The following is a 16,165-nucleotide window of genomic DNA, read 5'->3' on the forward strand; positions in this document are numbered from 1 at the left end:
TTCCCATAATAATAATAGATTCCAATTAGCTGATTTAAGGAGTTATAGGAATAACTATGATTGGTCTGTTTAGAACCTACCATCATATCTATATCAATCACTTGATTATTATCATTATAACCATATTTAACGATATTATTAGCATCCTCTTGCTGTTGGACTGCCCTATCATTCTGATCATAGCTATAGCTTAGAGTATCATTTGTAGCTAAATCACTGACTGTAGTGAGATTAGCATTGCGATCATAAGCAAATTCCCAGCGTTTCAGACCATCATAATAAACTCCAATTAAGCGATTGAGCTGATTATAAGCATAGGATAGCTGATTTCCTGTAGGATAGGTCGTTTCCGTTCTATTACCTACCTCATCATATTCAAAGCTGATAGTCTGATTAAGGGGATTGGTAATACTGCTTAAGAGATTAAATTCATTATAGCTATAACTGCTTTGATTATTCTTAGCATCGGTGACTGTGACCAAATTTCCAGCTGAATCATAATCATAGAGGGTCTGATTTGAGTTAGGGTCAACTACTTCGGTCAATAGATTTCTTAAATCATAATTATAAGTGGTGCTATTTCCTTTAGCATCAGTATAGCTAGTTAGATTACCTAAATCATCATAGTCATAGAAGATTGTATTATCTAAAGGGTCAGTGATACTACTTAAATAATTCTTACCTTCATCATAGCTATAGGCAGTTATTGAAGCATTCTTCTCTAGTCTCATCGCATCAAACCAGGCTGTTCCTGTCTGGTTATAGTAATAGAAGTAAACCTCTACTTGGCTAAAGGCTTTATCAGGTGTGATCTCAGCTACAATATGTTGCCACCCTTCTTTACTAGCATCAAAATCATTGGCATTACTCCAATCCACCTCTCCATCATCATAATAAATTGCTAACTGTAGTCCATAATATCCACCATTAGGATTGGCATTTACCTGCTTAGACCAACCTGACAAGGTTAATTTATTATTCTCATCACCATCTATATCAATGGACTGTTTAATATACTTCTCTTTGCCTTCCTCTCCTCTCAATCTAAAGGAGTTGACTCCAGAATAGACCTTGTCATCCTCTTCATCGCTTCGTGTATAGATTCCATCATAATTATATAATAGGTTATCACTAGTGGTCCAATTATCAGGGATACCATCCTCATCAAGATCCCATTCATAACCAGCATTCTCTATGAAGTTATAAGAGCTGACTACACTACCAAACTCTAATTGAATCCCATCAAAGTAAGCAGTACCATCAGTTGCTCCTAACCCTACTGCAACTCGAATATATTCAGTATTATAATTCATATCATTAGCATGAATAATTCTTCTAATCCTAGTCCAATCATGGGTTCCATTGAGGGCATAAACAATCTGTTCACCCTGCTTTTCTAATTGACTATTAAAGTATTCTAGCTTAATTTCAGCATTATTAGTAACATTTTCAGTCTTGATATAACCACTTAGAGCATAGTCAGTTCCTTCTGGATAAGAGAGTAAAGGTGAATGATAGATCACATAAGTGGTTGGATTAGAGATTCTTACTGATCTACTACCAGTTTTAGAGATAGTTGACCAGTCAGGATTTGCTGTATGGCTCTCTCTATCTCCTTCCTCTCTAACAAACTCAAAGTCCCAATACAGAGGTTCAGAATCCCTGTCATTATTATGCTCAAAGCTAGGGTTTAAAACTAAGTTATCAGCTGCTGAGACAACCTTAGTATGATAAGAGAGATTGCCTTCTGGGGTATATCTAGCTGCTTTTGCTTCTAAAATATTATTGATATCTTCAGTCTGATTATTATTCTGATCATAAAGATAGTAATCCTCATAACCTCTAAAGTCACTGCGAGCAATTAGATTATTGTTATCATCATAAGCAAATTGGGCTAGCTGATTCTCTGGTAGCTGTAAGTCGGTCAGATTTCCATTATCATCATAGGCATAAACATAGGAAGCAGCAATATTATCTTGATTACCCTTAGGTGTAGTCTCTTCTACTAGATTATTATTATTATCATAGTCAAAGGTCTTCACAGCTTTCAGTTCAGAGTCTAGAGGTGCTTTAGTAATTGTAACTATATTACCATTAGAATTATATTCATAATCTATTCTACGCCCTTCTCCATCAACGACAGTGGTCAGATTGTTAAATGTATCATAGCTATAGGTAGTGGTACTAGTTTGAGTAAGTCCATTGATAGTAATTGGTCTGCTGACAGTACTAACCATATTGGCACTATCATAGCTGATACTTGTAGTGATATCCCGTTGATCAGTAATCTCTGTTAGCTTATGAATGGTGTTATAAGCAAAGGTAATAGTATTATTAGCAGGATCAGTTACTGCCATTAGATTATTGGCTGAATCATAATCATAGCTAATAGTATGATTCTCTGGTAAAGCTATACTAGTAACTAGACCATTACTATTATAATTGAAGGTAGCAACTCTACCTGATGGATCTTCAATTGAAATCAGTCTATTATCTTGGTAGTTAAAGCTAGTAGTATTACCATCACTATCAACAATTGAAGAGATTCTACCTTGGCTATTAAAATAGGTCTTATTCTTGGCTTTATCAGTATCATCACTTTGTTGAGTTAGAACATAAGTTCCATCTAAATTCTTCTCTAAATCTAAATAGATTCCTGGAGGGCTTTGATAGCCTCCCCCAACCTTTTGGCCAAAGATATGGCGAGTTCTATCACCATCAATTAAGGTAATTGGTCCTTCTCCTGCATCAACTAGTTGAGTCTCTAAATTACTAGTCCATCCATAACCAAACATCCCTGCTACAGCTGTTTTACGACTATTATAGGTTCTAGTTAGGTTAAGGGGGGCACCTCTGCCTGGAACCTTGAAGTCTTGTTGCTGAAGAACTAGATTACCATTGACAGGATTGACCCCATCCTTACTATAACCCCAAAACCTCTCTAAACCGATAGGATCTACCCAATAATCAATGGTGATTCTAGGGGTATAACTCCCGCTATTGACAGCTTGAAATCTTCTAAAGGGATTATCCTCATTTTGGTCTTTTAACATAAAACCATAATTAGCTTCTTCCCCATTATACCAATCGATCATTAGCTCAGTAATATCCCACTGCCAATATTGATTATAGGAGTTATTAACCTCAGTAGCTACTGGCTCTGACTCAATTGGGGGCTGACTATTCCAAGTTATATCTTCAACCCAAGGCTCAGTTATGGGATATAGCTCTATTGTAGATGTAGTAGAGTCAGCTTGAGTTTGGTAAGCACTAAAGCTGGCATTAGTAATCTTAGCACTACTTGCTAAGGCTGGTAGGGCAAATTTGATAAAAGAACGCATTACTCCATAGTAATAAGGGTCATTTCCTGTATAAAGATTACTTAAGCTAGAATATGAAGAATTAGGAAAACTACTGGTTACAAAGGTATCTTTGACTACATTCCAATTATTAATGGTAGGATCAATAGTAACTGGATAAACTCGATTATTATCTGCTAAGAAGTCTGCATCTACTATAATATTAAGATAGACTCTTCCATTACTTTCAGTCAAATTTAACTCTACCTGATTTGAGTATTCACCTTTGCTATCAACCATATAAGGTGTTTCAAAACGCCAGATTTTATCCTGCTGTTGATTGACTAGATAGATTAGATTATCTTCTTCAAGAACCTCTAAGCCATCTAGCTTTAATTCAAAGCTAAAGGTATCTGGAGTCTCAGTATTATAATCCTTTAAGATGATCTCTTCTTTGATTCCAGCTCCTGTAGCACAATAACTAATATCAGTATCAGAATAAATCTCATTATAATCAATTCTATTGCCCTCAACCTCTCCTTTACATCCTTTAGCTCTTATTGGAATTAAGGATAATCTTGTATCCTCAAATTCTAAGCTAGCTACTGAATTTTTAGTTAAGTCTTTGCTAAAGATTGCCCTAAAACTATTTGCTGTATTTTGGAATTGATCATCAATCTCAGGATCAACCTTTAAGTTATTATCGATCTCTTGCCACTGATTATTATTTAAATCTTGATAGTATCTAGGTTCTAAAAAGATCTCTTTAGTAAAGCTACTATCAGGATTTAGATAACGGGTTGAATAGCGGTCTCTTAAACCCTTTAATTCTACCCTTTCCGTAGGTGCTTTACGAGGAAGATCACCAATATCAGCTTTGACTATTTTTTCTTATTAAACTTACTCTTCATTATAAAAATATCCTCCTTTTATTAGTAATGACTCTCAATAAAGCTTATATTTAACCCTATGTATCAAAGTATAAAATATTACAATTTTGGAGGAATAATTTAAAATAATTTCTTAATTATCCTATGAAAGTTTCTATCTTCTGTAGTATATATAAATTGCAACTCCTAGTTTAAACTGAGATTATCGAATTTTAAACCTAATATTAATTCAAATTAAACAGAGATTAAGCAAATGACTTTTAATTATCAACTACTCAAAAAAACAAAGAAGAAGGGCTCTCTTTTGAAAGCCCTTCTTCTTTTATTCTGCTAGTCTGATACACTTATAGATTTAATTATTATTTTACCTTGCCATTTGCTCTTACTACATAACTCTTACCAGTTGTTGTACTAATGACGATAGTCCCATCTTTAGCTACTACTGGAGCCTTCAATTCTCCATCTCCTGCTAATTTGATACTCCATTTCTCTTCTCCATCACTATTTAGCGCATATAAGAAACCATTCTCTACACCAAAGTAGACAGTGCCATCTTCAGCTACTGCTAAATCAGTTAAAGCTAATTTTTCATCCTCATCATCAGCTAAAATCAGACTTCTATCATCATTATCCTCTACTGGAACTTCAAACTCCCACTTCAACTGACTATCTGCTTCCACAGCATATACAGTACCTGTACTAGTCCCTACCAAGATAGTCCCATCACTTGCTACTACTGGTGAAGTCAGCTTAGCATTCTTGAAGATAGCAAATTGCCACTTCAAATCACCAGTTGTATCAATTGCATATAAGAAGTACTTATTATCAGTAAAGTAGATCATATTATCAACTATAGCTGGAGTAGTATCTGCTGCTATCTTCTTAGCTTGATTATACTTACTATAAGTATAACTCCAATTCAGCTCACCATCTCTAGCTACAGAATAAATGGCTCCACCATCTTGTACTATATCTCCAACCTCTGCCATTACATTAGAAACTGACATAAAGACCAATATCAACATAATCATAAACATTCTCTTATTAAACACTCAAATTCCCTACCCTTCTTTTAATTGTATAAACTGACTAGCTGGTCATTAATTTCTCGATTCAATCCTAAAATCCTTCTTTATATCAACAAAAATTTTAATTTTTTTATTTTTTTCATTATTTTGTAACATTAATTGGTATAGTTTGATTAACTTTATCTATCTATGGTTAATTAAACCAATAAACCAAAGGACTTAACTAAAAGATCACCAACTAGAAGCAGGTGGAATTAAAGTCGGTGGTTTTAAATCAGATGTCCCTGCGTACACATACTTTATATATGGGATAAAGCGACATATTGGAAAATAAACCTAGTAAATTTGTTGTATATTATTGTAAAGTTATTTGATTAATCACAGATTATTTAGAATGTAACTTCTAAAAATTTAATTTATTTGCAAATATGATTTTAAATACCATATCAAACACTCTCATAGACAAAGTAAACGGTCTCTACTTCTGATTTAAAGCTACAATAAAAACTCAATAACTCATAATATACTAAATCTCACTAAGCAAATATTAGCGTTTTGCCTACCAAAACACCCAAATGGCGAAAAAAATATTGTCTGACCGGAGGGAGTTTATTTTTTTCTAGAATGGGCTGAACTTGCCACGAAGAGTTTTTGGTTTTATAAAAACTCGTAGGTTTGCTTACTTTTGGGGCAATGTCGCCCTGAGGAGTGGTCTTTTTCCGAGGAAGTACTCTTGGGGTGCAAAAGTAAGGGCGCCCATAAGGCGTCTACCCTTAAAAGTAAACTATATTTTAAACAAATATAATTTAGTGATTATAAAATATTTTTTCATCAAAGACGCCCAGAAACATTGGATAAAACCTATATAAAACATCAAAAAAAGAAAAAAGGCCAACAGCTAAACAGCCATCAACCTCAAATTTCTATAGTAAAGCAAACCTTACTCACTTTTAAATAGACTCTTAACCTCTTTTTCTGGGACTATAGTCGAAATAGCATGTTTGTAAACCATCTCCTGTTTGCCATCAGCTCTTAAAATAATAGTAAAATTATCAAAGCCCTCCACCAAGCCTGTCAAACGCACACCATTGATTAAGAAGATAGTTACTTTGGTCTTCTCTTTTCTCACTTCATTTAAGAAAGTATCCTGCAAATTAATCTGGTTTTTCATTAATATTTCCTCCTCTTATCTAAGATAAAAATTCAGCCCCAATTCATAATCATACTATTCTCTATCAAATTATTTTTTCCTCTATTTGATATAAATCCTTGATATTATTCCCTAACTAAGAATCCTTTACATCTAATTCAAATTTTTCATTACATAATACACATACTCCCTCTTCTAAACTCTCTTTTCTCAATATGAGTGGGGTTAAGTTTCTTCCCTCTTTTAGCCCTTCCTTATAACCAACATATCTTCCCCAAAAATAGCCTATAGTTAATGAAATTAATACTACTAAGAGGATATATTTAAACTCCAAAAACTACACCCCCAGTATATGAGTTTACAGTTTATAGTTTATAGTTTACAGTTAAATTCCTAGAACTCTTCAATCTCACCTATGGAGTATCCAGACCACAATATTAGCAATTAAGACTACCAAAACAGACATCTGCCAATCTATAGCCAATGCAATAACTAAAGCAATTGTAGCCAGTAAGATGGTTCCTACCTTACCTAAGTAATTAATAAAGTTATCACGGCTGATATACTCTTCTAAATAATAATCTATATAGTCATCACTTAATTGAATAAAGGTAATAATCGAGATAGAGAATAGAAAAAGATTATAATCCAAGACTAAAAAACCAAAAATCAACATAATCATAACCTCTTGGTAGCTTTTCAAACCTGTTGGTAATCTATTGGTATCCATCCCCATTCCTACAATATAACTTGACCAAAATAAGGATATCGTCAATTGATAATCTATCAATACAGCAAAGGTCAATAGAATCAAAGCATAAGGTAGAGTCCCTCTATCTAATCTCATCGCTAAGGTCTGTCTTCCATTCATTCTATCAATCTCTTGATCTAAATAATCATCCATCAATTTAATCACTAGACCTGTTAAGAAAATAACGGTAATATCATTAACTGTCTCCATCATATCCTCCTAAACATTATCTAATAAGAAGACCTTAATCTGATCAAATCCCTCCTGATAAATTGCAGAAATAGGTACCACTAACCTCTTATCTACAAACTGCTTTAACTTACTTAACTTCTCTTGATTTCTATCCAAATCCAATTTATTTGCCAAAATCTTATACCCTGCTCTATCTCTTAAAAAATTATAAATCTCTTGATCAATTCTTCTTAATCCCTGCGGGGAAGCTAGTTGGCTTAAATCAATGATATGAAGAACTATCTCGCTGACCATCAACTCCTCTAAGGTCTCTGCCATCGATCTTCTAATATATTCTTGCTGATGTATCTCATCAACTAAGCCACAACTATCTACTAGCCTAATAGGTCTATCTTGCTTACCTACAGGTAGTTTAAGCTGTATACTCTGAATACTATTGGTCTTATGAGGTTCATTAGAAGTTAATTGATTATAGGCTTGTTCTATCTGATAGGTTCGTGTTGATACAAATCCCGCAGGTTGCTTAATTAAAAATTTCAACTCTTTTACACCTAAATAATAAGCAAAATTAATTAAAAAGGATGTCTTACCTACATTTGGTTGACCCACTATTATAGCTGATGTCATAATCTCACCTCTAAAGTTGAGTGTACAGTTGAGAGTGTATAGTTGACAGTTAAAAGATTTAAAATATCAAATTTTAAAAAGTTTTGACCTTAACTGTCAACTGTTAACCGTCAACTGCTTTTAAGTCTTCTCTAGTAATTGTCATCAACTCTTTTTTAGTAATCTTCTCTTTAGTGACAAGTCTAATTGCTTGGTTTCTAATCGACTCTTCAATTAAATTACGAACTGTACGGGCATTTCCTTCTTCTGCACCTGAGCTCTGTCTTAGTTTACCTAAAATACTATACAACTTAGCTTCAGCACCTTTAGAGAAGATATATTCACGCTCTTTGACCATTAATCTACCTATGTCAATCAACTCTTCCAAATTATAATCTTCAAAGTCTATTTGAATAGGAAATCGAGAGTTCAACCCTGGGTTACTTTGCAAGAAATAATCCATCTCTTTGGGATATCCTGCCAAAATCACAATCAAATTATCCCGCTTATCCTCCATTGCTTTAACTAAGGTATCTATTGCCTCTTTTCCAAAATCACGATTGCCTCCTCTTGCTAGAGAATAAGCCTCATCAATGAACAAAATTCCACCTAAAGCTGACTCCACCATCTTTCTAGTCTTCTGGGCTGTATGCCCAATATACTCTCCTACTAAATCAGCCCGTTCTACTTCCTTTAAATGCCCTTTATCTAAAAGCCCTAACTCTTTAAATAATCTAGCTAAAATTCTAGCTACTGTTGTCTTTCCTGTCCCAGGGTTTCCTTTAAAGATCATATGCATCACCAAAGAATCAACCTTTAATTGTTGCTTCTCTCTCTTTTTTTGAATAGTTACAAAGGCTCTAAGTTGTTTTACTAAATCCTTGATATTATTAAGTCCAATCATAGTATCTAGCTCTTTGACTATCTCCTCTATAGGATTCTTCTCTACCTTCTTATCACTTTTAGCGACCTCTTCTTCTTTTAATAATTCAAAGGCCTTGATAATCGAAATATCTCCTAACTCTAACCTTCGCAATATCTCCCTTTTTTTGGAACTATTATTTAAGGGCATCTCAATCCCCCCAAATAGTTTCTATTATATACTATATGATTCTAACTATTGTATAATTACCGATTAACTCTAGATTGAATAATTAGTTACTTAAAATCAGTAACTAATTACGAGTGATCAGTAACCAGTAAAGAAATAAATAGAATATTTATAATAAAATCATATAAAAAGTATATTAATTTATAGATAAAACTGACACTTTCGCTTTAGTAATTAGGTGGTTAGGGAGTAGGTAGTTAGGTTTAACCCGCCCATCAAACCACCTACCCGCCTAACACCTAAACTGTCATCCCATTAACTATTAATATCTACTCAGATCAATAGAAAAATCATCCCTAAATAAAAAAAGAGGGCAATCGCCCTCTTTTTACTCACAACATTGACAAAGCATTATCATCTCATTATTATCTTTAAATACCTCTTTACCTAAAGCTTTATTGGCTAACTTATAGTCATTACACAGTTCATAACGACAACAGACATCACAAATATAAGCACCTATCACTGAGCAATAAACATAGCTCTCATGCTCATCAATATCACATTCACAGACAGGACACTTCAATCCTCGTAATTCTTCATTACTTGTAACTAAAATATCATCCTGCTGATTTTCCTGTTTTTCTTTCATTTTAACTATTAGCTTGCTGACCTCTTTATTATACTTCATTGAGAAGTTATCCCCCCAAAAATCTGAGTTTAAGTTCAAATATCTACTTTAAAGCTCAATTTTAGACTCAATTAATCCTTTAGCATCTGTGAGTAAATCATCAAAATCATATTGATCAACATCAAACCAGTGAATACTTTTATCACGCTTAAACCAAGTAAATTGGCGTTTAGCAAAATGACGGGTATCCCTTTTTATTAGTCTAATCGCTTCTTCTAAATCATATTCACCTTCAAAGTAAGCTATAAGCTCTTTATATCCCAAACCTTGCATTGAAATTAGATCTCGGTCATAACCTTCTTTATATAATTCTCTAACCTCATCAACTAATCCTTCTTTTATCATCAAATCGACCCGCTGATTTATTCTCTGATATAGGCTATCCCGCTCTCGTCTCAAACCAATCTTCACAGCTTGATAGCGAGGAGGTGCATCTTCAGCCTTCTGTTGAAAGTAAGTGCTAGTCTGACCAGTCTGTTGATAGACTTCAATCCCTCTGATTACTCTTCTTAAATCATTAGGATGTAACTTATCAGCAAGCTTAGGATCTATCTTTTTTAACTTATCGTGGACTACCTCTGTTCCTTTCTTTTCAGCTTCTGCAGTCAATCTTTCTCTTAACTGCCAATCTGGCTCCATCTCTGGAAAAATAAAACCTTCAATTACCGCTTGTACATATAACCCAGTTCCACCTACCAACATCGGAAGCTTACCCCGTCCATAAATCTTAGGAATCAACTCATCGACTCTTTCTTGAAAATCCGCAACACTAAACTCTTGATCAGGCTTGATAATATCTATAAGATGGTGAGGCACTAACTTCTGCTCTTGCTTTGATGCTTTAGCAGTACCGATATCCATCTTCTTATAGACCTGCATAGAATCTGCTGAGATAATCTCACCTTGCAACTCTTGGGCTAAAGTCAATGACAATCTAGTCTTGCCTACAGCAGTAGGTCCTACAATAGCTACTATAGGTTCTCGCACAATATCACTCCCCTTTAATAAGTTGACAGTTAACAGTGTACAGTGAACGGTTAAGTTCAAGATTATTAAAACTTTTACTTATAAAAAAATGGCTAAAGGTCATTCTTTTATGGTGATTTTTACTTAAATTTATGTTTAAATTAATTGATTTTTATTTTCAACTGTAACCTGTACGCTGTCAACTAGGTTCTTTTAAACTCCTTTTCTAACTCTTTTTTCGATAATTGCATCATTACTGGACGACCATGGGGGCAATTGGTCACCCCATAACGTTCCATATCATCAATCAATCTATTCATCTCCTGAATCGATAGCTTATCACCAGCTTTGATTGCTGTCTTACAGGAGATCATAATTAGAATATCTTCTACTAATTCATAGGCTTCTCCTAGCTCATCTTCTTCTAATATTTTATCTATACAATCTCGGATTAACTCTTCATCATTTAAATTATAAAGTCCTATAGGTACACCACGGACAATATAACTACTTCCTCCAAAGCTTTCTAAGCTAAAGCCTAGCTGCTCTATCTTCTCTTTATTTTCATTCAATACCTCTACCTCTTGATAGGTCAAATCTAAATTTAGAGGAATCAATAGTTCTTGAGTCTTGATTTTACCAGACTTAAACCCTGCCATCAACTCCTCATAACGAACCCGCTCATGGGCTGCATGCTGATCGATAATATGCATCCCATCTAATCCTTGAGCAACAATATAGGTCTGATGAATCTGACCGATAGGAATTAAATTCAGTTCAACCTTTTTATAATCTACTTCTTTCTCTTGATTTAGACTATTATCATCTTGTTTATATTCTTGAGCAGTCTCCTTAATAGTATCCTCTATCCCAGTCTCTTTTATAGGCTCTATCTTAGATGAAGCTAATTTATCTTCATCTACCTGCAATAACTTCTCTATTTTTTTAGCTCTAAGCTCTTTGCTCTCCTTATGCTTGTGCGGATACTTAGCTTGATGATTGAAATTTTTCTGCTCTACTTTAGACTTCGTTTGAGAAGCTTTGCCTTCTTCCTTTTTAGATCTGTACTTCTTATCGACAGCTAAAACCAATTCATTTTGGGTATAGTTATCTCTACTCTTTTCTGCTTTATTATCTAATTTCAACTTAGGAACTAGATCACTAGATTTAATTGCTCTACTAACCCCTTCTTTAACCAATCCATAGACCATCTCTGAACGACTAAACTTCGCCTCTAGCTTAGTAGGATGAACATTTACATCAACTAAGATAGGATTAAGCTTTAAGCTTAAAACTACAATCGGTTGGCGATGTACTGTCAATAAAGTATGATAAGCCTCCTGTACTGCCTTACTCATCAAGTTACTTTTGACATAACGACCATTAACAAAATAAGATTGATGCTTGCGAGAAGAACGGGTCACTGTAGGTTTAGAGATATAACCTTTAAGCTCCATATAATTATCTGAATAATCAACCTTGACCATCTCTTTGGCTACTTGGCGACCATAAATGCTAAAGATGACATCCAATAAATTATTATTTCCTGTAGTCTCCAAAATCTTCCGGCCATTATGCTCTAAATAGAAGGCAATCTCAGGATAAGATAGGGCTAATCTATTGACAATATCACTGATATGACCGATCTCTGTAGAAGTCTGCTTTAGATATTTGTACCTGACTGGAGTATTAAAGAAGAGATCTTTAATGATGATATTGCTTCCAATGGGAGCACCACAGCTCTCCTTTTTCTCTAGCTCTCCTCCTACTAGCCTTAGCTTAATCCCACTGAGACTCTCTTCAGTTCTAGTAGTCAAGCTCAATCTAGATATCGAGGCAATACTAGGTAAAGCTTCTCCCCTAAAACCTAAAGTCCTTAAAGCAAAAAGGTCATTAGCACGTTCAACCTTACTAGTAGCATGGCGTTCAAAGGCCAATTTGGCATCATCAGGGCTCATTCCTTCCCCATTATCGATGACTTGAATCCAATCTTTACCACCATTTTTTACCTTGACTTCAATCTTGCTAGCCCCTGCATCTATTGAGTTCTCCACCAACTCCTTAACTACTGAAGCTGGTCGTTCAATCACCTCACCTGCAGCTATCTTATTTGCCACATCTTCTGCTAAGACTCTAATCTTTCCCATTATATCACCCCCATATACTAGTTGATAGTTGATAGTTGATAGAGAATAGTTGACAGTTAAGTTCAAGGAATTAAAAGTAATTAATTACTTTTAATTTTTGGTTTTTTACTTCTCTTTCAACTATACACTATACACTGTTAACTATACACTATCCCTTCAGTTCTTCTTTGGCCTTCTGCTGTAATTGGTATAATTGATTCATTGCTTCTAGGGGATTTAAGGACATTATATCTAAGTTGCTAAGCATCTCTAAAACTTCACTCTGCTGAGTATTAAATAAAGCCATTTGAGCAGGATTAGCTGGACTCTCTTTTACATTATCTGCTTCAATCTGTTCCGTTCTTAAATCTTCTTTATTCTTTGTTATTTCTTCTTTATTATTTTTATCCTTAGTAGTTACCTCGATAGTCTTCTCTTCTTGCTCCTCAAGTTGAGCCAAAATCTCCTTAGAACGATCGATTACTAAATTAGGAATGCCTGCTCTCTTGGCTACTTCGATTCCATAGCTCTGATCTGCTCCACCTGGAATGATTTTACGCAAAAAGACTACATCCTCCCCCTCTTCTTGTACTGCTACATTATAGTTCTTGATTCCTGCCAACCTATCCTCTAACTCTGTTAATTCATGATAATGGGTAGCAAAGAGGCTTTTAGCCCCGATCTTCTCAGTATCACTGATATACTCAATTACCGCCCAAGCAATACTCAAACCATCATAAGTACTTGTCCCACGGCCAACCTCATCTAAGATAATTAGACTCTTGTTAGTAGCATTATTTAAGATATTGGCTACCTCATTCATCTCTACCATAAAGGTACTCTGTCCTGTAGTCAGATCATCAGAAGCTCCAACTCTAGTAAAGATTCTATCAACAATTCCAATCTCAGCAGATTCTGCTGGGACAAAGCTTCCCATCTGAGCTAATAGAGTAATCAAAGCAACTTGGCGCATATAAGTAGACTTTCCTGACATATTCGGCCCAGTAATGATTGAAAAGCGTTCATCATCCTGGTCTAAATAAGTATCATTGGGGACAAAGACCTCTGTATCAAGCATCGCCTCTACCACTGGATGGCGACCTGACTTAATATCTATTATCTCACCTTGATTGACCTTGGGTCTGATATAATCATTATTTAAAGCGACTTCAGCCAAGGAGATTAAAGCATCTAATTGAGCTAAGATATTAGCCGACTGCTGAATCCGGTCAGTCTCAGCAGCAATTCTATCTCTAATATGAATAAATAGCTGATACTCTAACTCCATACTCTTCTCTTCTGCCCCCAAGATAATCGATTCTTTCTCTTTAAGTTCAGGGGTAATATAGCGCTCACTATTACTTAAGGTCTGTTTTCTGACATAATCCTCAGGAACTGCATCTAAATTGGCCTTAGTTACCTCGATATAATAGCCATGTACCTTGTTGTGACCTACTTTCAAGGAGTTAATTTTTGTCCTTTGTCGTTCCCGTTGTTGGAGTTGAATAATCCAATTTTTCCCATTCTTCTTGGCATCTAAGTATTCATCTAGCTGTTGATCATAACCCTCTTTGATGATTCCTCCATCGGTAATAGTTGTGGGAGGTTCATCCTGAATAGAGCTTGCAATCAACTCTGTTACATCTGCTAATTTATCTAAATCTTGCTGTAATTTCTCTAGCATGCTACTTTCAAATTCTGATAATGAACACTTAACCTCAGGTAATATCTCCAAAGAGCTCTTTAAAGCAATTAAATCTCTGGCATTGGCAGAACCATAAATCACCTTACCCATCAACCGCTCAATATCATAGACCTGATTTAATAAATCCCTTAACTCTTCTTTTAATAATATATTCTTACTAATCTCTTCAACACCATCTAAACGGTGATTAATCTCCTTAACATCAAGTAGTGGTTGTTCAATCCACCGGCGTAATCGACGTCCTCCCATTGAAGTTACTGTCTGATCGATCACCCATAATAAGCTTCCCTTCTTACTCTTATCACGCATAGTCTTAACCAACTCTAGATTACGACGCGTATTGGCATCTAAGACCATATAATCTATAGTAGAATATGTAGAGAGTTGATTAATATGCTTTAAACTCCTCTTTTGAGTTTCAATTAAAAAATCTAAAACTGCTCCTGCTGCCTTAATAGCTATAGGTAGATCTTCACAGCCAAACCCCTCTAAAGTAATTGTCTCAAAATGGTCTGTTAATAATTCATAAGCCCTGCCATAACTGAAGCTTTCCTTAATATTTGTAGTAATAGGGTTGATTTGACTTTTCATAAAGCTCATAATCTCAGTAGAAGATTGAACTTTATCATCCACTAAGACCTCAGCAGGATTGATCCTTGATAACTCATCAATTACCTTATTAGCAGCCTCTGCTCCATCTAATTGGGTTACTGCAAACTCCCCTGTAGAGACATCTACTAAGGAGAATCCATAGCCTTGATCAGAGCCAACAATAGCCGCTAAATAGTTATTGTTCTTCTCCTCCAAAATATTATTATTGACTACCGTTCCTGGAGTAATCACTCTGACTACTTCCCTCTTTACTAAACCACTGGCTTGGCTGGCATCCTCAACCTGCTCACAGATTGCCACTCGGTAGCCTTTATCGATCAATTTGGCAATATAAGACTCTGCCGAATGATAAGGAACCCCAGCCATTGGTACCTCATCTCCCTTACCTTTGTTTCTAGCAGTTAAGGTTAACTCTAGCTCCCTAGCTACAGTCTTGGCATCATCATTGAACATCTCATAGAAATCTCCTAATCTAAAGAAGAGAATTGTACCTTGATACTCCCTTTTGATAGAAAGATATTGTTGCATCATTGGCGTTACTTTAGCCATATATAATACCTCCTAAAGCTTTTTCTATATTATTAAAGTTAGTGTCTTAATCTATCTACAAATTATTATTATAACATAAAGATACCTTATAATAAAGGACACTGCCTCCTTCAGTCTGAGACTAAGTATAAGATTAAGCACAGGATAAAAGAATTATTTAAGAAAAACATTAATCCAATTTATATAGACTGAAAAAAGTAGCCAATTTGGCTACTTTTTAGCTCTCCTCTTTAGTTACAATTACATCATTACAATTTATGCATCTCTTATGTTGTACATCTTTTGAGCGACCATCATCACCAAAGTAAACATTAATCAGTTCATCTCCACACTCTTTACAATGGGTCATGAGTCGATTCACTCCTTTTAATAATCCCTTTATTAATAAGTTTACTCTAATTCAGCTCTTAAAATTCCTATTATCGAGAATATTTTCAACTTTTATCTAGGTATATATACGGCGAAAAAGAATCATTAGCCACAGTGTTTTAACCTGTGGCGATATTATGAGTCCTACAGAAGCTACGGGTTAAAACCCATAGCTAATTG

The 16,165-nt window shown here is 34.9% G+C and carries 12 protein-coding genes; all 12 read right to left on the bottom strand.

Annotated features, from left to right (window positions below; translation table 11 throughout):
- Positions 1–3,599, bottom strand: a 3,599-nt coding sequence (locus ACTCDL_RS07865) for a DNRLRE domain-containing protein (RefSeq protein WP_463175610.1), incomplete at its 3' end; no start/stop codon positions are given.
- 949 nt (positions 3,600–4,548) lie between these two features.
- On the bottom strand, positions 4,549–5,241 hold the full coding sequence (locus ACTCDL_RS07870; RefSeq protein WP_463175611.1) for an outer membrane protein assembly factor BamB family protein: 693 nt from the start codon (positions 5,239–5,241) through the stop codon (positions 4,549–4,551).
- Between the two features lie 916 nt (positions 5,242–6,157).
- The gene (gene hfq / locus ACTCDL_RS07875) at positions 6,158–6,388 is read right to left on the bottom strand and encodes an RNA chaperone Hfq (RefSeq protein WP_463175613.1); all 231 of its coding nucleotides are present in this window, start codon (positions 6,386–6,388) and stop codon (positions 6,158–6,160) included.
- Positions 6,389–6,503: 115 nt separating this feature from the next.
- On the bottom strand, positions 6,504–6,701 hold the full coding sequence (locus ACTCDL_RS07880) for a hypothetical protein (RefSeq protein ID WP_463175614.1): 198 nt from the start codon (positions 6,699–6,701) through the stop codon (positions 6,504–6,506).
- Between the two features lie 75 nt (positions 6,702–6,776).
- Positions 6,777–7,328, bottom strand: a complete 552-nt coding sequence (locus tag ACTCDL_RS07885) for a hypothetical protein (protein ID WP_463175615.1) — start codon at positions 7,326–7,328, stop codon at positions 6,777–6,779.
- Between the two features lie 9 nt (positions 7,329–7,337).
- A complete protein-coding gene (locus tag ACTCDL_RS07890; protein WP_463175616.1) occupies positions 7,338–7,937 on the bottom strand; it encodes a GTPase in 600 nt (199 codons plus the stop codon).
- Positions 7,938–8,040: 103 nt separating this feature from the next.
- Entirely contained in the window at positions 8,041–8,988 is a 948-nt protein-coding gene (locus tag ACTCDL_RS07895; protein WP_463175617.1) for an AAA family ATPase, read from the bottom strand.
- A 367-nt stretch (positions 8,989–9,355) separates the two neighbouring features.
- A complete protein-coding gene (locus ACTCDL_RS07900; protein ID WP_463175618.1) occupies positions 9,356–9,658 on the bottom strand; it encodes a hypothetical protein in 303 nt (100 codons plus the stop codon).
- Between the two features lie 48 nt (positions 9,659–9,706).
- Complete coding sequence (gene miaA, locus ACTCDL_RS07905) at positions 9,707–10,645, bottom strand: tRNA (adenosine(37)-N6)-dimethylallyltransferase MiaA (protein WP_463175619.1); 939 nt, start codon at positions 10,643–10,645, stop codon at positions 9,707–9,709.
- Positions 10,646–10,827: 182 nt separating this feature from the next.
- Positions 10,828–12,771, bottom strand: coding sequence for a DNA mismatch repair endonuclease MutL (gene mutL, locus ACTCDL_RS07910; protein ID WP_463175620.1), 1,944 nt, complete (start codon positions 12,769–12,771; stop codon positions 10,828–10,830).
- Between the two features lie 148 nt (positions 12,772–12,919).
- The gene (gene mutS / locus ACTCDL_RS07915; protein WP_463175621.1) at positions 12,920–15,616 is read right to left on the bottom strand and encodes a DNA mismatch repair protein MutS; all 2,697 of its coding nucleotides are present in this window, start codon (positions 15,614–15,616) and stop codon (positions 12,920–12,922) included.
- Positions 15,617–15,833: 217 nt separating this feature from the next.
- Positions 15,834–15,965 (bottom strand): hypothetical protein, encoded by a 132-nt coding sequence (locus ACTCDL_RS07920; RefSeq protein ID WP_463175622.1) that lies wholly within the window; start codon positions 15,963–15,965, stop codon positions 15,834–15,836.
- Positions 15,966–16,165: the final 200 nt, after the last annotated feature.

The sequence above is a fragment of the Orenia sp. genome (genome assembly GCF_055140805.1).